The following is an 18,746-nucleotide window of genomic DNA, read 5'->3' as shown; positions in this document are numbered from 1 at the left end:
CAGCGCATCGGGATGCACTCCTTTGGTGCTTCAGGCGTCAAAGGAGTGCATTTATACAGATTAGTCCGATAAAGCTGCGCAAAAAAGGTGCAGGTCAGGCTTCCGCGGTGGCAGGCACGCCCGACGCGAGATCATCTCCGGCCTGCTGAAGCTGATACATCTGCCAGTAGCGGCCCTGCATCGCCAGCAGTTGCTGGTGCGTGCCCTGCTCGACCACTCGGCCGCGATGGAGGACCAGGATTTTGTCGGCGTCGATAATGGTGGAGAGACGGTGAGCAATTACCACCAGCGTGCTGTGCTGACGCAGTCTGGCCAGCGTCTGCTGAATCGCCTGTTCCGTGCCGGAGTCAATATTGGCCGTGGCTTCGTCCAGAATCAGTATCTGCGGCAGATCGACCAGCACCCGCGCCAGCGCCAGCAGTTGCTTCTGCCCGACCGACAGGTTATTCCCCTGCTCACCCAGCCGGGTGTGAATTCCCTCCGGCAGAGCCTGCGCCAGGGGCGCCAGCCGGACCTGTTCCAGCACCGTCCAGACCGCCTCTTCGCTGATATCACGGCCCAGCCGGACATTGGCCAGCAGCGTATCCGCCAGCACCACCGGGTCCTGCTGCACCATGGCGATCCCGTGTCGCAGCACGCTATGGCTCAGATCCCCAATCGGCCGATCATCAATGCGGATTTCACCGCGCGTCACCGGGTAGTAGCCCATTAGCAGGTTTGCCAGCGTGCTTTTGCCGCTGCCGGTATGGCCGACCAGCGCCACAAATTCGCGCGGCGCCACCTCAAGATTGATGTCACTGAGCACATCGCGGTTTTCACGGTAGGCGAAACTCAGATTGTTCAGCGAAATGCGGCCGGAAGCCAGCGGCTGCTGACTGTCGCCATACTGCTGCTGCGCGGCATCCATGAGTTCGAAGATGCGCTCACCGGAGACCACCGCCTGCTGCAACATCGACTGCTGTGTGGTCAGCTCAATCAGCGGCTCATTCAGGCGTCCCAGATAGGTGATGAAGGCATAAAGCACACCGACTTCAAATACGCCAGGCACGGAGAAGCTGAACAGGACCAGCAGGCCGCACAGCACCATCGCGGAAAAGAGGCTTAGCAACGGGCGCAGCAGAAAGCCATCGAGACGCAGCGTTTCCATCCGCGCCAGGTAGTGAGAGCGACTGGCCTCACCCATCCGCTCGCCGAAGCGGGCCTGCTGACGAAACTGCTGGATCACGCTCATGCCGCTGATCACTTCGTTAAAGCCGTTGTTGATATCGGCCAGATAACCGCGAACCCGGCGGGCGATCGGCGTGCTGAAGCGCTGATAGATCACCATCACCATCAGCACCAGCGGGAAGATCATCATCGCCACCAGCGCCATGCGCCAGTCAAGGCTGAACATCGCCACCATCATGGCCCCGACCAGCGCGGCACTGCGCAGCACGGTTGAGACCACCGTGACGTAGAGATCGCGGATCACTTCGGTGTCGTTGGTCACGCGTGAAATAATCTGACCGACCGGCTGGGTATCGAAGGCGCTCAGCGGCTGACAGAGCGCGGCATTCATCACATCGCTGCGTAACCGCTGCACCACGCCGATCGCCGCCCGGTTGAATAACAGCGCCTGCCAGTAGTGGAGCGCGGCGGCCAGTAGCTGAAGCAGAATGAAACTGACCAGCAGGCCGGAGACCAGCCCCCAGGGCATCTGATGTTTCGCCACCAGATTGTCGATAAAGTAGCTGACCAGCACCGGTCCGGTCACCTCAGCAGCGGCCGCGATCCAGAGCAGGCCGACGGCCAGCGACAGGGATTTACGCCAGGGCTTACCGTAGCTCAGCAGGCGCTTCAGGGTAGGCCACAAGCGGGCAGACTTAGCCATGCGGCACTCCTTTCTCATTTTCATCATCATCCAGTGCGGCTTCCAGCTGCTGATAACGGAACATATCCCGATACCAGCCGGGCGTTCCGCTCAGCGTATCGTGGTCGCCGCGCTGGGCGACGCTGCCCTGCTGCATCACCAGAATTTCACTGGCTTCCGTCAGCGCCGATAAGCGGTGCGCGCTGATAATCAGCGTGCGTCCCTCTCCCCAGATACGCAGGTTATGCAGAATTTCATGTTCGGTTCGGCCATCCACCGCAGAAAGCGCGTCATCCAGAATCAGGATTTCGGCATTCAGCAGCAGAGCCCGGGCAATGGAAAGGCGCTGCTTCTGTCCCCCGGAGAGCATCACACCCCGCTCCCCGACTTCCGTTTCATAACCCTGAGGCAGACGCAGGATATCGTCATGCACGCAGGCGAGCCTGGCGGCCTGTTCGATCTCCTGCCGGGTCGCGCCCGGTTTCCCCAGCGCAATGTTATTAGCCACGCTGTCAGAGAAGAGGAACGGCGTCTGGCTGACCACCGCCAGACGGCTGCGCCAGCTGTCGAGCCGCAGCTGCGGCAGCGGGATCTCGTGGTAGCGGATATCCCCCTGCTGAATGTCAAAGTGGCGCTGAATCAGGCTGAGCAGCGTGCTTTTGCCGCTGCCGGTCGGGCCGCACAGTCCCAGCATCTCACCGGGTTTCAGCTGAAAGCAGACATCGCTTAACACCGGCGCCGTGCTGGCCGGATAGTGAAAGGCTCGAATTGCCACCTGAAGCGTTCCGGGGTCAGGCGGCAGCGTTTTGTCACCATCTTCCACCGCCGGTGCTTCCGCCAGCAGCGCGCCGATACGGCTCCATGCGGCACTGCCGCGTTCAACAATATTAAACATCCAGGCCAGCGCCAGCATGGGCCAGATCATCAGGCCGAGATACATCACGAAGCTGGTGAGCTGACCCAGCGTCATCTGATCATGCCACACCAGCCAGCTGCCGCCGCCAATCGCCAGCAGGTTTGAAAAGCCGATGGCGATATAGATAGTGGGATCGAAACGGGCATCAACCCGCGCCACCCGCAGGTTTTTCTCACCGGTGTCGCGGGCGATAGCGGAAAACTGCTGTGACTGATGCTGCTCAAGCCCAAAGGCTTTGATCATGCGGATGCTGGTCAGGCTCTCCTGCGTCTGATCGTTAAGGCTGGAAAAGGCTGCCTGAGCCAGCTTAAAGCGATCGTGCAGTTGATTACCGTAACGATGGATGACGATCGCCATCACCGGCATCGGCACCAGCGAGAGCAGCGTCAGCTGCCAGCTGATCTGGGTGCTCATCACCAGCAGCACGCCACAGCCCATAACCAGCGAGTCCACCAGCGTCAGCACCCCTTCCCCGGCAGCAAACACCACCCGATCCACGTCGTTAGTGGCGCGCGCAATCAGGTCACCCGTGCGATGGCGCAGATAAAATGCCGGTTGCTGACGACTCAGCTGACGATAAAAATCTTCACGCAGCTCGACCGCCAGCTGGTAGGAGGCGCCAAACAGCAGCACGCGCCAGACATAGCGCAGCAGATAGACCACGACCGCCGTTGCCAGCATGACCCCAATCCACATCATGATGCGACCGGTACTCATGGTGTCGCCTGTCACGCCGTCAACAATGATCCCCACCACATGTGGCGGCAGCAACTGCAGAACAGCAATAACAATCAGCAGGATGACCGCGCCCAGATAGCGTCGCCACTCCCGCAAAAAATACCAACTCAACTGACTGAATAATCGCACAGCGCTGTTCTCAATCTCAGGCCCCCAGAGGGGCAACGGGTAAAGCCGTGGTGTATTTAATCTCTTCCATGGCGAAGCTGGAGGTCACATCGATCAGGCCGGGCACGCCGTTGACTAATCGCTTATAGAAAGCATCATAGCTTTTCATGTCGGCCACCTGAATGCGCAGCAGGTAGTCATACTCGCCTGCCATGCGGTAAAAGGCCATCACCTCCGGCATGCTATTGACCACCGAGACAAAGGCCTGATACCAGTCACGGCTGTGCTGCTGGGTTTTAACAAACATAAACGCCGTCAGTGACAGGCCGATTTTGTCACCGTCCAGTAACGCCACCCGCGCGCGAATAATGCCATCATCTTCCAGTTTTTTCAGTCGCTTCCAGCAGGGGGTGGTCGTGAGATTGACGGCATCTGCCAGTGCCTGCAGCGACAGCGTGCAGTCTCGCTGCAGCAGCGCAAGCAGCTTAAGGTCAGTTTTGTCTAACATTCGCGCCTCCGGGAGAATCATTTTCTCCATTAACGCGATTTTAGCGGTAATTTTGCAATCTCTTTTTCCTGCACGTGCCATAAAATAGCCGGACTGTTTATAACCGGATGACTGAGATGCAGACCTGCTGGATTCGCCACGCTATCAACGAAATTAACGCCGATTTTCAGCGATCGGCCGAGACGCATCTGATCCGTTTCGATCTGGCGGATTTTCCCGGCATCTGGTTCTACCTGAAAGATGAGAGTACCCATCCCAGCGGCAGCCTGAAGCATCGCCTGGCGCGCTCCCTGTTTCTTTATGGCCTCTCCAACGGCTGGATTAAACAGGATACGCCGATTATTGAAGCCTCGTCAGGCAGCACGGCTGTTTCTGAGGCCTACTTCGCACGGCTGCTGGGGCTGCCCTTTATTGCGGTGATGCCAGCCAGTACGGCAAAACGGAAAATTGAGCAGATCGCCTTTTATGGCGGGCGGTGTCATTTTGTCGAGGATCCCTGCCAGCTCTACGCGGAATCTGAGCGGCTGGCGCGTGAACTGAACGGCCACTTTATGGATCAGTTTACCTATGCTGAGCGTGCAACCGACTGGCGCGGCAATAATAACATCGCGGAGAGCATTTTCCGTCAGATGCAGCATGAACCCTATCCGATCCCTCATACGGTGATTATGAGTGCGGGCACCGGCGGCACCTCCGCCACACTGGGGCGCTATATCCGCTATCAGGGACTCGAAACGAAACTGCTGGTGGTCGATCCCCAGCACTCGGTGTTTTTCGATTACTGGCAGCAGCGTGATGCCACCCTGACCAGCACCCGTGGCAGCCTGATCGAGGGGATTGGCCGTCCGCGGGTCGAGCCGTCATTTATGCCCGATGTGATCGACGAAATGATCAAAGTGCCGGACGGCGCAACGCTGGCCGCGATGCTGAAACTGGAAAAGATTCTGGGACGCAAGCCGGGTGCCTCTACCGGCACCAACTTCTGGGGCATGATGCAGGTGGCGAAACGCTTACGGGCGGCAAAGCAGTCGGGCGCGCTGGTCACGCTGTTATGTGACAGTGGCGAACGCTATCCCGACAGCTATTATCAGCCGGAATGGGTGGCAAAACATATCGGTGATATCACGCCGTGGCAGCGCGAGCTGGCGTAAGAAACCGGACTTCCAGTCCGGTTCACGGCAATCCTCAGCATTCGGGGGAATACGCGAGGTGGGGTGTCGCCAGCCAGTGATTTAAATAATGGGACACCGCCTGTGTCCCGCAATGCCCTAACACCGGCAGATGCGGAAGCGCCCTCTTTAACTGCGCCATCGCATTGCCCATGATGAAACCCTGCCCGGCCTGAGCCAGCATCTCGCGATCGTTCATCGCATCCCCGAACGCCATACACTCCGCCATGGTCAGGGAGAGGTGGTCACACAGCAGCGCCAGCGCGCTGCCCTTGTTGCAGTTTGCGGGCAACACTTCCAGACAATCCTCCGCAGAGAAACAGATGTTGACCTGATCGCCCAGCACGGCATCCAGCTGCGTTTTAAGCTGACACAGGTGCTGATGCCGATCGATGAAGCAGATTTTTGTTACCTGATGCGCGGGCAGCGTTTTAAGGTCGCACAGCTGATAGCCAAATCCGCTCATCTGATGCGCCACCAGCAGTTCAGGCTGCGGCCGGTCGGTAAACCAGCCCTGGTCGTTAAAGATGTGCATCGTGGCAGTCGTCTCCCAGTGACGATGGATCACCTCTTCGGCGACGGCAGAAGGCAGATCGCATCCAAAAAGCCGCGTTCCCTGCCGGTCATGTATGCGGGTGCCATTCCCCGTGATAAGCCAGGCGGGCAGAATCATTTTTTCCCGCAGAATCTGCATCTCCAGCAGGTGGCGGCCCGTCGCCAGCGCGAGATGAAGACCCCGTGAATGTAACGCCTGCAGACTCTCCAGTGTCTGCTGTCCCAGCTGGTGATCCGGCAACAGCAATGTGCCATCCATATCGAACGCGGCTAAACGCATCATGACTCTCCTCCTGCTGAAAAGATGAGTCCCACTATTGCCTGTTAATTACGGAACTAATAGTGAATACTTTTAAAAAATTGTTCCGGGTTTATGATGCGCGAACTTCACCGTATTCATCAGTTTCAGCGCCTGTGGCAGCAGAGTCAGGGGGCGCCTCAGCACACCTGCGTGGCGGAGATGGCCCGTCACTGCATCTGCAGCGAGCGTCATCTGCGCACGCTGCTGTCACACTGGCAGCAGGCGGGCTGGCTCAGCTGGCGGGGTGAAGCGGGCCGGGGTAAGCAGGGCCAGGTCACTTTTCTGCGCACGCCTGAAGCGTTACGTCAGCAGCTGCTGCAACGGCAGCTCGATACCGGCGCGGCGGCAGACGCCTTGCAGCTGCTGGATCTGCCGCCGGAGCGGCTGATGACTCTGCTGCGCCCGATGATGGGGGGACAGTGGCAGAACGATACGCCGGTGCTGCGCATCCCCTACTATCGCCCGATGGAGAGCACAGCACCGCATCAGATTACCGGTCGGGCTGAACAGCATCTGGTGCGCCAGATCTACTCCGGCCTGACCCGCTTTGAGCAGGATGCACCGGTCGGCGATCTGGCTCATCACTGGCAGCACGATGAAACGGGATGTCACTGGCTATTCTGGTTACGGCCTCAGCTGAGGTGGCACAACGACGAGCCGGTTCAGGCGGAGCAACTGGTGTCGCAGTTTCGTCAGCTGTTGCAGGAACCGCGCGTCGCACTGCTGCTGGCCGACGTGGAGAGCGTGGAAGCGCAGCATCCGCTGGCCCTGCGTTTTGTGCTGCGGCAACCTGATTTCTGGCTACCGCACCGGCTGGCACATCTGCTGTGCCTGCTGCCCCATCCCGATCATCCCGCCATCGGCAGCGGTCCGTGGAAACTGCGTCACTTCAGCCCTGAACTGGTCAGGATGGAGAGTCATGCGCAGTGGCACCTGCAGCGTCCACTGTTGCAGGCCGTGGAGTACTGGATTACGCCACAACTGTTCGACCCCCGCCTGGGCAGCAGCTGTCGTCATCCGGTGCAGATCGCCATCGGCGATGCCGCCGAGCTTAAGACGCTGCAACCGGTCAGCAACAGCATCAGTCTCGGTTTCTGCTATCTGCTCTGCCGCCCGCGTGACGGATTTACTGCCGAACAGGCGCGCTGCGTTTTCCATCTGATCCAGCAAAGCGGCATCGTCAGCCAGCTGCCTCTTGATGAAGGCTTAATTACGCCCAGCAACGAGCTGCTGCCTGGCTGGCCGGTGCCGCCGATCGAGGCGGTGCCTGGCCCCCTGCCCGCCACGCTGACACTCCACTATCAGCTGCCGGTTGAGCTGCATCAGATGGCGCAGGCGTTATGTGAATTACTGAGGCAGCATGGCTGTCATCTCAGGGTGATTTTTCATCCGGTCAAAAGCTGGCAAACCATTCATCAGCTTGATGAGGCCGACCTGGTGATGGGCGATCGACTGATAGGCGATGCCCCGGTGTTTACACTGGCGACCTGGCTGGCACTGGACCCGCTGTGGCGGCCTCTGTCAGCGACCCCGCAGGGCAAAGCGGTACAGAGACAGCTGCTGGCTATCCAGCAGATTACTGACGGTCAGGCCCGCTCCCGCGCGCTGCATCAGCTTTATCATCAGCTGATGGCGGACGGCGTTCTGCTGCCGCTGTTCAACTATCGCTACCAAATCTACGCGCCGCCCGGCGTCGAAGGGATTGAACTCAATACGCTGGGCTGGTTCGATTTCAGCCGCGCATGGATTCCGCCGCCGATTGATCCGCCGTGCAGCTGTTCAGCGGCGGAATGAGGCATTACCATAAGCGCAAAATTACTTATCAGGGAAATGCCATGAAACGCGCTGTTGTTGTTTTCAGCGGTGGACAAGATTCCACAACCTGCCTGGTTCAGGCTTTAGCACTTTATGATGAGGTGCACTGCGTCACCTTCGATTACGGACAACGCCATCGGGAAGAGATTGAGGTGGCCCGGGATCTGGCTATCAGGCTGGGTGCGCGCGCACATAAAGTGCTGGATGTCACCATGCTGAACGAACTCGCCGTCAGCAGCCTGACGCGCGATAGCATTCCGGTACCCGCCTACAATCCTGATGCCACCGGGTTACCGAGTACTTTTGTGCCGGGTCGCAATATTCTCTTTCTGACGCTGGCCTCGGTTTATGCCTATCAGGTAGAGGCCGAAGCGGTGATCACGGGCGTCTGCGAAACCGATTTTTCCGGCTATCCCGATTGCCGCGATGAGTTTGTCAAAGCCATGAACCAAGCGGTCACGCTTGGCATGGCGCGCACTCTCCGCTTCGAGACGCCGCTGATGTGGCTCAATAAGGCGGAAACCTGGGCGCTGGCGGACTACTGGCAGCAACTGCCGCTGATTCGCGAAGAGACGCTGACCTGCTATAACGGCGTGAAAGGAGACGGCTGCGGTGAGTGTGCAGCCTGTCATTTACGGGCCAACGGCTTGCAGGGTTATCTCAGCGATCGTGCGGGCGTGATGGCCGCAATGAAAGCAAAGAGCGGCCTTAACTGAGGCCGACAGCGATGGCGGCAGCGATCGGATTTGCCGCCTTTTTTCTCTCATGCCATCAGACGCATCAGTCGCTCCCGCAACGCCCCTTCCAGGGTGACCGCCTTCTGGGTGCGCAAATCGATGCAGACAAAGGTCAGCGCAGCATCGGCAACCACTGTTTCCTGGCCTGCCAGCAGCACCCGCTGCGCGATGACGCCACTCCTGCCATTTAACTGCGTAATCTCACTGTCGATGGTGAGTACGTCGCCCAGTACGGCCGGGCGACGGTAGTTGATGTTAATATTGACCACCACAAACGCCAGTTTCTGCTCCTGCAGCCAGTGGAATGCTTCAGCCTCTTCCAGCCATTGCCAGCGCGCCTCCTCAAGAAATTCAAGATAACGCGCATTGTTGACGTGCTGATAGACATCCAGATGGTAGCCGCGCACTTTTATCGTGGTCTGCATGGTCATGCTCTCCTGCTTCGGGTGAACTGGTTGGACCTGTTCACTTTAGCAGAGCCGCCGGTTCAGCGCGGGTTATGCATCACAGATGCGTGTTGCCTCACAATTTCAGCCGGCCTGCATTACGTTCTATCAGCGCATTCCCGATCCCCGGCACTTCGCTGAGTTGCTGGATCGCACTGAACGGTCCGTACTGTTCGCGATAGCTGACAATGGCCTGGGCCTTTTTCAGACCCACGCCGTTCATCACGGCAGAGAGCTGTTCCGCCGTCGCATCGTTGATGCTGACCTGACCCGGCTGAGCAACGTCGCTGATTGCTTTTTCCGGCGCAGGCAATGCGTTCTGGCTGATGGAAGTGCTGGCAGGATCAGGGGCCGCAGCAACGCTGCTGTGGCAGAACGCGCCGCCCAGCGCGAGTGAAAGATAGAGGGCAACGACTTCATGTTTAGCCATGCTGTGTTTCTCCTTGTGTGTAAACAGCAGCGACAGCGTGTCACGACGGTGCACAAGACACAAAAGCGGGATTTCAGAAATGGAAAAGGCCGCGAATGCGGCCTTGGGTTATTACAGTGGTTTCGCGGTTTCTGCGAGGCTTACTGCATTTGTGCGGCTGCGCCGTACTTGATTTTTGCCTCTTTGCGCAGATTTTGCAGTAACGCTTCAAAGGTCAGTTGGGCATTGTTCTGCGTGACACCTTTGACCATTTCATCAATCTGCGCCTGTGGCATGGTGCCGGTTTTCACCTTATCCACTGCCACCAGCACCACGTTGCCCTGCATATCTTCGCTCACGCCCCATGACGGTTTGTTATCCGCAGGCTGAGGCAGATTAAAGGCAGCCTGTGCCACCGGATCCTGCACGTTGCGATCGACCGTTTTACTGGCGCTCAGCGTCAGGCCTGCTGCGGTCAGCGCATCCTGCTTACCGGCTTTAAGCGCATCCAGCAGTTTGTCCGCCTGGGCTTTCGCCTGCTGCGTCGCTTTATCATGCTTCAGCGTGTCGGTGATCTGCGCCTTAACCTGATCCAGCGGTTTTACCGCTTCCGGTTTGTGATCGCTGATACGCAGCACAAAGGCGCGGTCGCCATCCACTGTGATGATATCAGAGTTATTACCCGGCGCACCGTTCTGTCCCACCAGGCCACCGTTGAAGATAGCCTGCTTCACCGGATCAAAATTAAGCGCGTCTGGCAGTGAATCCTGACTGAACCAGCCGGTCTCCTGCGCCTTCAGACCGGAAGCCTGCTCGGCCCCCGCCAGTGACTCATTATCGTTGCTCGCCGCTTCGCTGACTTTCTGCTGCAGTTTGTAGAAGGCATCAACGCCCTTTTCCTGCTTCACTTTCGCGGCAATCGCACTGTGAACGTCAGCCAGCGGCTTAACCTGCTCTGCCTGGATATCGTCAAGACGCACGACCAGGAAGCCTACTGACGACTTGATCACGCCCGACATCTGGCCTTTCTCTGTCAGGCCCGCATTTTTCAGCTCATCCGGTGTGGTAGACGGTTCCAGCCAACCCATGTCGCCGCCCTTACGCGCGGAGATAGGGTCAATGGATTTGGCTTTTGCCACGTCCGCGAAAGAGGCGCCCGCTTTCAGCTGAGCCAGAACGGCATTAGCATCCGCTTCCGTTTTCGTCTGGATTACGCTGTAGCGGGTACGCTGTGGCTGCGTGTAGTCCGCTTTATGCTGATCGTACCAGGCCTGAATATCCGCCTCGCTGGCATCCTGCTGCATGCTGGCAGCATCCATCAGGATGTAGCTGACGCGGAACTGCTCTGGTGCCATAAAGCTGCTTTTATGCTGCTGATAATACTGGCTGATTTCGTCATCGGTGACGGTCTGTTTCGCCGCCAGCGCGTTCACATCCAGCGTCGCCTGACGGATATCACGCTGCTGTGACACCAGGTCCACCAGCCGGCTCGCTTCGCCTTTCAGCGTGAAGTCAGTATTGGCAACGGCATTGATCAGCTGTTGATTGGAGAGCTGTTTACGCAGCGCTTCAGCATACTGGTCAGCACTGAAACCCATGCTGCCGATCAGATTGAGGTATTTCGCATTATCGAATTTACCGTTGGTCTGAAAAGCCTGCTGGTTGAAGATAGCCTGTTTGACCTGATCGTCGCTGATGCTGAGGTGGAGATCTTTGATATAGCTGTCAAGCAGCGCCCGGTCGATTAACTGAGACAGCGCCTGCTGACGCATCTGCTGAATGTAACCGTCGTTGCTGGCCAGCTGCGAGAACTGGTCCCCCAGCATCTGCTGCTGACGGCTGCGTTCGCTGTTGAACGCCTGCTCCAGCTGCGCGCGGCTAATCTCCTGACCGTTTACTTTGGCCGCATAGTCGTTATTGCCGCCAATCAGATAGTTGCCAACGCCCGTCAGCACAAAGGAGAGGATAATCAGCCCCAAAATAATCTTGAGCACGACATGGTTCGACGCCGCGCGTAAATTGTCCATCATGGTATGGCAACACTCCGCTGTAGTGTGAATGTAAAGCCCGGTCGCCCTTCGCCTCTGGCTGGCGACTCACGCAACTGCTGGCTTAGCTGGCAGTCTCAATCCGGTCCAGGTCCATCTAACGGCCCGATTTTCACCGATTAAAACAAAAAAGGCACATCTCATTGATGTGCCCGTATGTTACATGAGAACGCGTTCATCGTCCTCTCATCCACTGAAGAAAATGCGTCAATGAATCTGTTCGTTATTCTTAATTGACTGCGTCTTTCAAGGCTTTACCGGCACGGAAACCTGGCACTTTACCGGCCGGGATCGTGATCTCTTTACCGGTTTGCGGGTTGCGGCCAGTACGCGCAGCACGGTCACGTACAGAGAAAGTACCGAAACCGACCAGAGCCACTTCATCACCGTCTTTCAGCGCATCAGAAACAGAGCCCATAAATGCATCTAAAACACGTCCCGCTGCCGCTTTAGAAATGTCAGCATCAGCAGCAATTTTGTCGATCAATTGTGACTTATTCACTCTCTTCATCCCCTCTTTTATTATTTCACATCGTACCCCGGCTTCCCGCCGGGTACGAACGCGCAGCAAGTTATATCAAGCCTGTGGAGCCGAAACAACGGAATTTCTCTGAGAACGTCATGCCGGCAGCCCCCTAAATTAGCGGCACAAAAAAAAGCTGGCAAGCGTCAATTGCCTTGCCAGCTTCGCTTTTTAACGGTTTATGCCGCTAATCACTATTTTGCTGTTGCGACCTGCATACCGTATGGCGCATTTTCCAGTGCCAGATTCAGCACCTCTTCAATGCGTTTCACCGGATGAATCGCCAGATCGGCAATCACGTTCTGAGGAATATCTTCCAGATCACGCTTGTTGTCGTCCGGGATCAGCACGGTTTTGATGCCACCACGGTGCGCGGCCAGCAGTTTCTCTTTCAGACCGCCAATCGGCAGCACCTGACCACGCAGGGTGATCTCACCGGTCATCGCCACATCGGCGCGCACCGGGTTACCGGTCAGACAGGAGACCAGCGCGGTGCACATTGCGATACCGGCACTTGGGCCATCTTTTGGCGTCGCGCCTTCCGGAACGTGAACGTGAATATCACGTTTTTCGTAGAAGTCACCATTGATGCCCAGCTTCTCGGCACGGGCACGCACCACGGTCAGCGCAGCCTGAATCGACTCCTGCATCACTTCACCCAGCGACCCCGTATAAGTCAGCTTGCCTTTACCCGGCACACAGGCGGTTTCAATGGTCAGCAGATCGCCGCCCACTTCGGTCCACGCCAGTCCGGTCACCTGACCGACACGGTTTTCGCTGTCAGCACGGCCATAGTCGAAGCGCTGAACGCCCAGGAAATCCTTGAGGTTCTCGCCATCGATGGTGATGTGCTTTTTCGTCTTGTCCATCAGCAGTGACTTCACCGCTTTACGGCACAATTTCGACAGCTCACGCTCAAGGCTACGCACCCCGGCTTCGCGAGTGTAGTAGCGAATGATGCCGATGATGGCGCTGTCTTCAACCGTAATCTCACTGGCTTTCAGGGCGTTACGCTCAATCTGCTTCGGCAGCAGATGCTGCTTAGCGATGTTCAGTTTTTCATCTTCGGTGTAACCCGACAGACGAATGACTTCCATACGGTCAAGCAGTGGAGCCGGAATGTTCATGGAGTTTGACGTGGCCACGAACATCACATCTGAGAGGTCATAGTCGACTTCCAGATAGTGATCGTTGAACGCAATGTTCTGTTCCGGATCGAGGACTTCCAGCAGCGCCGACGCCGGATCGCCACGCATGTCCGAGGACATCTTGTCGATTTCATCCAGCAGGAACAGCGGGTTTTTCACCCCGACTTTTGCCATTTTCTGAATGAGTTTACCCGGCATTGAGCCGATGTAAGTCCGACGGTGACCACGGATTTCCGCTTCGTCACGCACGCCACCCAGTGCCATACGCACATATTTACGTCCGGTCGCTTTGGCGATCGACTGACCGAGGGACGTTTTACCTACCCCTGGCGGTCCAACCAGGCAGAGAATCGGCCCTTTGATTTTGCTGACGCGACTCTGAACCGCAAGATACTCGAGAATACGATCCTTCACGCGCTCCAGGCCGTAGTGATCGGTATCCAGTGTCTCCTGCGCTTTACGCAGATCTTTCTTCACTTTGCTGCGTGCGTTCCACGGAACCTGCACCATCCAGTCGATGTAGCCACGCACCACGGTCGCTTCCGCCGACATCGGAGACATCATTTTCAGCTTCTGCAGCTCAGCTTCGGCTTTCTCACGCGCCTCTTCCGGCATTTTTGCCGCGTCGATTTTGCGTTTTAACGCTTCATATTCGTCCGGCGCGTCATCCATCTCGCCCAGCTCTTTCTGAATCGCCTTCATCTGCTCATTCAGATAGTACTCGCGCTGGCTCTTCTCCATCTGCTTCTTAACACGGTTGCGAATACGCTTCTCAACCTGCAGCAGATCGATTTCAGATTCCATCATCGCCATCAGATATTCCAGACGTTCGTTAACGTCGGACATCTCCAGCACAGACTGTTTGTCTGCCAGTTTCAGTGGCATATGTGCAGCAACGGTGTCGGCAAGGCGCGCCGCATCGTCAATATTGTTCAGTGAGGTCAGCACCTCAGGTGGGATCTTTTTATTCAGTTTGATGTAGCCTTCAAACTGGTTGATCGCCGTGCGCACCAGCACTTCCTGCTCGCGCTCTTCAATTTCCGGCGAAACCAGGTATTCAGCTTGTGCCACAAAATGGTCACCGTTATCGGCCAGCGTCGTGATATGGGCGCGCTGTAAACCTTCGACCAGAACTTTGACGGTGCCATCCGGCAGTTTCAGCATTTGCAATACTGATGCCACGGTCCCTACTGAAAAGAGATCGTTAATGCCAGGTTCATCCGTTGAAGCCTCTTTCTGTGCGACCAGCATGATTTTTTTATCATGATCCATTGCGGCTTCAAGGCACCGAATTGATTTTTCCCGGCCAACAAACAACGGAATTACCATGTGCGGATAAACCACCACGTCGCGCAGCGGCAACACGGGGATTTCAATGCGTTCAGAACGCTCAGGATTCATAGAGCTCTCTCTTTGTTTAATGTCCGCCAGGTGATGGGAACCGCATCAGGCAGGTATGCAGTTAAACCCACAGGTATCTGAGTATATGGGGATGATTGTCTGACATTCAACGTCACAGAGGCGAGAAAAGCAAAAGGGGAAACATTTTCCCCTTTTTTAAGATAACAATGTGGACGATCTGTTTAATTATTCGCCAGATGCCTGCGCTTCGTGCTTACCGTAAATCAGCATCGGTTCAGACTGACCGTCAATAACTGACTCATCAATCACTACTTTTTCGACGTCATCCATAGAAGGCAGGTCATACATCGTTTCCAGTAACGCGCCTTCAACGATCGAACGCAGACCACGTGCACCGGTTTTACGTGACATCGCTTTTTTCGCGATAGCGGTTAACGCCTCGTCACGGAACTCCAGCTCAACGCCTTCCAGGTTGAACAGCGCCTGGTACTGTTTGGTCAGGGCATTCTTCGGCTCACGCAGAATCTGAATCAGGGCTTCTTCACTCAGCTCGCTCAGGGTCGCCACAACAGGCAGACGACCGATGAACTCAGGGATCAGACCAAATTTGATTAAATCTTCAGGTTCACACTGTGAAAGCAGTTCGCCTTCGCTGGCTTTCTGCGATTTCCCTTTCACGGTTGCGCCGAAGCCGATACCGGATCCGGTTTCAACACGCTGCGAGATCACTTTGTCCAGACCGGCGAATGCGCCGCCACAGATAAAGAGAATTTTAGAGGTATCAACCTGCAAAAATTCCTGCTGAGGATGCTTACGTCCGCCCTGCGGTGGAACCGCGGCTACAGTACCTTCAATCAGCTTCAGCAGCGCCTGCTGAACACCTTCGCCTGACACGTCACGGGTAATCGACGGGTTGTCAGACTTACGTGAAATTTTATCGATTTCATCGATGTAGACGATGCCGCGCTGCGCTTTCTGCACGTCATAGTCACACTTCTGCAGCAGCTTCTGGATGATGTTTTCGACATCTTCACCCACGTAACCCGCTTCAGTCAGCGTGGTTGCGTCAGCCATGGTGAACGGTACATCCAGCAGGCGCGCCAGCGTCTCAGCCAGCAGCGTTTTACCACTACCGGTCGGACCAATCAGCAGAATGTTACTTTTGCCCAGCTCAATACCGTTGCTGGTATCGCCATTGCGCAGACGTTTGTAGTGGTTGTAAACCGCAACCGCCAGCACTTTCTTCGCTCTCTCCTGACCGATGACATAATCATCAAGGTGATGGCGAATTTCATGTGGGGTTGGCAACGCACTGCGTTCACGATGCGGGGCAACTTCTTTGATCTCTTCGCGAATGATGTCGTTGCACAGGTCAACACACTCATCGCAGATATACACTGACGGCCCGGCAATCAGCTTTCGCACTTCATGCTGGCTTTTGCCGCAAAAAGAGCAGTACAGCAACTTTCCTGAACCGTCTTTGCGCTTATCTGTCATCAGTTAACCTCTTCTTGTTCTCAGGCCGTACCTGCGTACGGCGCAGGCCGTGCAGTGACGGCCGAAATTCATTCAACCCGTAATAGTACCGTTGTCCTGTTAACTATAGACCAGGGACAAGGGTAAGTCGGGTCTTATTGGCGATGCGTCAGAATTGAATCGACTAAGCCATACTCTACCGCTTCACTGGCAGAGAGGAAACGGTCACGCTCGGTGTCGCGCTCAATTTCTTCCAGCGATTTACCGGTGTGCTCAGCCATCAGCTCATTCATACGCTGTTTCACCTTCAGGATCTCGCGCGCATGGATTTCGATGTCTGACGCCTGGCCCTGATAGCCGCCCAGCGGCTGGTGGATCATGACGCGTGAGTTTGGCAGGCAGAAACGTTTACCTTTGGTCCCCGCGGTCAGCAGGAAAGCGCCCATGGAACAGGCCTGGCCCATACAGATGGTGCTGACGTCCGGCTTGATGAACTTCATGGTGTCGTAAATCGACATGCCAGCCGTGATCACGCCGCCCGGTGAGTTAATGTAGAGATAGATATCTTTTTCCGGGTTTTCCGCTTCCAGAAACAGCATCTGCGCGACGATCAGATTCGCCATATGGTCTTCGACCTGGCCGGTCAGGAAGATCACACGCTCTTTCAGCAGACGGGAGTAAATGTCGTAAGAACGCTCACCACGCGAAGTCTGTTCAACAACCATTGGCACCAGCGCATTGTGCGGTGCAGTATATTCACGATCGCCACTGTATGACATTACCGTCTCCTGGATAAATTTCATTGGCAACATTCTGTACCGATTCTACGAAAGACGCGCGGGAAACTCCACGCCACGTCTCTTTCCGACACCTTCAGGACGGTTAATCAGCCAGCCTCACTCTTCTTCCTGCATACTCCCTATATCTGGGGATAGTGCACGCCTGTTTCAAGCATAACAATCTTTTCCCTGTTCGCTAACCCGGAAAAAGCGATGCGTGAATAATTTGCTGGTTAATTAAGCAAATAGAGGGGAAGAATCGCGTGCTGCGCGTCAAAACAAAAAAGCCCGCGACTTTTCAGTCGCGGGCTTAGCACATACCGTTAAAGGTCTGATCAGGCCTGAGCGGTCTGGTTCATCAGATCCTGGAAGTTGGTCTCTTTCTCGGTCACTTTCGCTTTCGCCAGGACCGCTTCAACCGCCTGCTCTTCCAGCGCAACGTTGCGCATGTTGTTCATCAGCTCGTTATTCTTGCTGTAGAACTCGATCACTTCCTGCGGATCTTCATACGCAGAAGCCATCTCTTCGATCATGGTGTTAACGCGTGCTTCATCCGCTTTCAGCTCATGGGTACGAATCACTTCGCCCAGCAGCAGGCCGACAACAACACGGCGTTTCGCCTGCTCTTCGAACAGTTCACGAGGCAGTTCCAGCGCCTGCTGCTCATTGCCACCAAAACGCTGTGCAGCCTGACGACGCAGAACGTCGATTTCGCTATCAACCAGCGCAGCAGGAACGTCGATTTCGTTAGCCGCAACCAGACCGTCGATCGCCTGAGATTTGATGCGGTTACGGATAGCGCCTTTCAGCTCGCGATCCATGTTCTTACGGACTTCAGTGCGCAGACCGGCAACAGAACCATCTTCAACGCCGAAACGTTTGATGAACTCTTCAGTCAGTTCTGGCAGCTCGCGCGTTTCAACTTTCTTCAGCACGATCTCGAACTTCGCGTCTTTCCCTTTCAGGGTTTCTGCGTGGTAGTCGTCCGGGAATTTCACGTCAATGGTGAACGTCTCGCCCGCTTTGTGACCCACGATGCCTTCTTCAAAGCCCGGGATCATGCGGCCCTGGCCCATGGCCAGAACGAAATCAGAGGCTTTGCCGCCTTCGAACTCTTCGCCGTCAACGGAACCGTTGAAGTCGAGGGTCGCGCGATCTTCTGCACCGGCCGCTGCGTCGCTTTCAATCCAGTTAGCCTGCTGCTTGCGCAGGGTATCCAGCATGGTGTCAACGTCAGCATCGGTAACTTCAACCAGAGGTTTTTCGACTTCGATGTTTTCCAGGCCTTTCAGCTCAACTTCCGGATAGACTTCGAACTCAACCGCGTAGGTGAAATCCTGACCTTCTTTGTACTCGCCTGGCACGTAGTTAGGTGCGCCAGCCGGGTTGATTTTTTCTTTGATGATGGCGTCAACGAAGTTGCGCGTCATCAGCTCGCCCAGCACGTCCTGGCGGACAGAAGCGCCGTAACGCTGTGCGACGATGTTCATCGGCACTTTGCCTTTACGGAAACCATCGATGCGAACTTTCCTGGCAACGTCAACCAGTTCTTTTTTTACTGCGCTTTCGATGCTGTCAGCAGCGACAGTAATCGTAATGCGACGGCCCAGGCCCTGAGTGGTTTCTACAGAAACTTGCATCTTGTTACCTCAAAAAATCACGTGCTCGGTCAACTTCAGACACCACACATCGTGAAATGCGCCGTATCCAACAACCGGGACGGCTTCCGTGAAGAGAACCTGATCCCTGTTACCAGAAGCGTCCCGAAGACATTCCGGAAAAATAGACGCAGCATTATAGCGGCATCGCTGGAATGAGTCGAGGATGGTAACTCACCACTTTTCAGCAGCTTTGCTGCT

15 protein-coding genes are annotated in these 18,746 nt (G+C 56.1%); 3 read left to right on the top strand and 12 right to left on the bottom strand.

Translation table 11 applies throughout. The annotated features are described in order from the left end of the window. Positions 1–94 precede the first annotated feature (94 nt). From HFD92_RS11765 to HFD92_RS11755, 3 genes are read right to left on the bottom strand one after another with little or no spacing between them, the layout of a single operon-like run. Positions 95–1,870: a SmdB family multidrug efflux ABC transporter permease/ATP-binding protein gene (locus HFD92_RS11765; protein ID WP_167428981.1), complete on the bottom strand. Its 1,776-nt coding sequence runs from the start codon at positions 1,868–1,870 to the stop codon at positions 95–97. Beyond that, positions 1,863–3,632 carry a SmdA family multidrug ABC transporter permease/ATP-binding protein gene (locus HFD92_RS11760; protein WP_167428980.1) on the bottom strand — a complete coding sequence of 590 codons (1,770 nt, stop codon included), beginning with the start codon at positions 3,630–3,632 and terminating at the stop codon, positions 1,863–1,865. The genes HFD92_RS11765 and HFD92_RS11760 overlap by 8 nt, the downstream gene beginning before the upstream one ends. A gap of 16 nt (positions 3,633–3,648) precedes the next feature. Beyond that, entirely contained in the window at positions 3,649–4,119 is a 471-nt protein-coding gene (locus HFD92_RS11755) for an Lrp/AsnC family transcriptional regulator (protein ID WP_167428979.1), read from the bottom strand. Between the two features lie 116 nt (positions 4,120–4,235). Here HFD92_RS11755 and HFD92_RS11750 point away from each other — a divergent pair, with 116 nt between their 5' ends. Further along, positions 4,236–5,270, top strand: coding sequence for a PLP-dependent cysteine synthase family protein (locus HFD92_RS11750; RefSeq protein ID WP_167428978.1), 1,035 nt, complete (start codon positions 4,236–4,238; stop codon positions 5,268–5,270). Between the two features lie 34 nt (positions 5,271–5,304). On the opposite strand, the gene cof is transcribed toward HFD92_RS11750, so the two are convergent. Beyond that, entirely contained in the window at positions 5,305–6,126 is an 822-nt protein-coding gene (gene cof, locus HFD92_RS11745) for an HMP-PP phosphatase (RefSeq protein ID WP_058956364.1), read from the bottom strand. A 93-nt stretch (positions 6,127–6,219) separates the two neighbouring features. Between cof and HFD92_RS11740 the strand changes: the two genes are divergently transcribed. Together HFD92_RS11740 and queC are read left to right on the top strand one after the other, a co-directional pair. After that, entirely contained in the window at positions 6,220–7,938 is a 1,719-nt protein-coding gene (locus HFD92_RS11740; RefSeq protein WP_167429025.1) for an SgrR family transcriptional regulator, read from the top strand. A 41-nt stretch (positions 7,939–7,979) separates the two neighbouring features. Continuing rightward, positions 7,980–8,675 carry a 7-cyano-7-deazaguanine synthase QueC gene (gene queC, locus HFD92_RS11735; protein WP_046101358.1) on the top strand — a complete coding sequence of 232 codons (696 nt, stop codon included), beginning with the start codon at positions 7,980–7,982 and terminating at the stop codon, positions 8,673–8,675. Between the two features lie 47 nt (positions 8,676–8,722). On the opposite strand, the gene HFD92_RS11730 is transcribed toward queC, so the two are convergent. The 8 genes from HFD92_RS11730 to tig form a co-directional block, all read right to left on the bottom strand. Next, positions 8,723–9,121, bottom strand: coding sequence for a thioesterase family protein (locus tag HFD92_RS11730; RefSeq protein WP_009091695.1), 399 nt, complete (start codon positions 9,119–9,121; stop codon positions 8,723–8,725). 97 nt (positions 9,122–9,218) lie between these two features. Then, on the bottom strand, positions 9,219–9,572 hold the full coding sequence (locus HFD92_RS11725; RefSeq protein ID WP_033736593.1) for a helix-hairpin-helix domain-containing protein: 354 nt from the start codon (positions 9,570–9,572) through the stop codon (positions 9,219–9,221). Between the two features lie 140 nt (positions 9,573–9,712). Then, positions 9,713–11,581, bottom strand: coding sequence for a peptidylprolyl isomerase (gene ppiD, locus HFD92_RS11720; RefSeq protein WP_167428977.1), 1,869 nt, complete (start codon positions 11,579–11,581; stop codon positions 9,713–9,715). A 247-nt stretch (positions 11,582–11,828) separates the two neighbouring features. After that, positions 11,829–12,101, bottom strand: a complete 273-nt coding sequence (gene hupB / locus HFD92_RS11715) for a nucleoid-associated protein HU-beta (protein WP_009091701.1) — start codon at positions 12,099–12,101, stop codon at positions 11,829–11,831. A gap of 215 nt (positions 12,102–12,316) precedes the next feature. Continuing rightward, positions 12,317–14,671: an endopeptidase La gene (gene lon, locus HFD92_RS11710; RefSeq protein WP_046101355.1), complete on the bottom strand. Its 2,355-nt coding sequence runs from the start codon at positions 14,669–14,671 to the stop codon at positions 12,317–12,319. Positions 14,672–14,857: 186 nt separating this feature from the next. Beyond that, entirely contained in the window at positions 14,858–16,129 is a 1,272-nt protein-coding gene (clpX, locus tag HFD92_RS11705; RefSeq protein ID WP_009091705.1) for an ATP-dependent protease ATP-binding subunit ClpX, read from the bottom strand. Between the two features lie 134 nt (positions 16,130–16,263). Beyond that, on the bottom strand, positions 16,264–16,887 hold the full coding sequence (gene clpP / locus HFD92_RS11700) for an ATP-dependent Clp endopeptidase proteolytic subunit ClpP (protein ID WP_009091707.1): 624 nt from the start codon (positions 16,885–16,887) through the stop codon (positions 16,264–16,266). 335 nt (positions 16,888–17,222) lie between these two features. Beyond that, a complete protein-coding gene (gene tig / locus HFD92_RS11695) occupies positions 17,223–18,527 on the bottom strand; it encodes a trigger factor (RefSeq protein ID WP_009091709.1) in 1,305 nt (434 codons plus the stop codon). Positions 18,528–18,746 lie beyond the last annotated feature (219 nt).

Origin of the sequence: Pantoea sp. EKM101V (assembly GCF_011800325.1) — a bacterium.
GTDB classification, from domain to species: domain Bacteria; phylum Pseudomonadota; class Gammaproteobacteria; order Enterobacterales; family Enterobacteriaceae; genus Pantoea; species Pantoea anthophila.
Note: the sequence above shows the minus strand (reverse complement) of the source record. Positions and strands in the feature narration are given on the sequence as shown.

Coding starts and splice junctions, on each gene's coding strand:
- HFD92_RS11765 (WP_167428981.1), bottom strand. CDS start 1,870: ATGGCTAAGTCTGCCCGCTTGTGGCCTACCCTGAAGCGCCTGCTGAGC.
- HFD92_RS11755 (WP_167428979.1), bottom strand. CDS start 4,119: ATGTTAGACAAAACTGACCTTAAGCTGCTTGCGCTGCTGCAGCGAGAC.
- HFD92_RS11750 (WP_167428978.1), top strand. CDS start 4,236: ATGCAGACCTGCTGGATTCGCCACGCTATCAACGAAATTAACGCCGAT.
- cof (WP_058956364.1), bottom strand. CDS start 6,126: ATGATGCGTTTAGCCGCGTTCGATATGGATGGCACATTGCTGTTGCCG.
- HFD92_RS11740 (WP_167429025.1), top strand. CDS start 6,220: ATGCGCGAACTTCACCGTATTCATCAGTTTCAGCGCCTGTGGCAGCAG.
- queC (WP_046101358.1), top strand. CDS start 7,980: ATGAAACGCGCTGTTGTTGTTTTCAGCGGTGGACAAGATTCCACAACC.
- HFD92_RS11730 (WP_009091695.1), bottom strand. CDS start 9,121: ATGCAGACCACGATAAAAGTGCGCGGCTACCATCTGGATGTCTATCAG.
- HFD92_RS11725 (WP_033736593.1), bottom strand. CDS start 9,572: ATGGCTAAACATGAAGTCGTTGCCCTCTATCTTTCACTCGCGCTGGGC.
- ppiD (WP_167428977.1), bottom strand. CDS start 11,581: ATGATGGACAATTTACGCGCGGCGTCGAACCATGTCGTGCTCAAGATT.
- lon (WP_046101355.1), bottom strand. CDS start 14,671: ATGAATCCTGAGCGTTCTGAACGCATTGAAATCCCCGTGTTGCCGCTG.
- clpX (WP_009091705.1), bottom strand. CDS start 16,129: ATGACAGATAAGCGCAAAGACGGTTCAGGAAAGTTGCTGTACTGCTCT.
- clpP (WP_009091707.1), bottom strand. CDS start 16,887: ATGTCATACAGTGGCGATCGTGAATATACTGCACCGCACAATGCGCTG.
- tig (WP_009091709.1), bottom strand. CDS start 18,527: ATGCAAGTTTCTGTAGAAACCACTCAGGGCCTGGGCCGTCGCATTACG.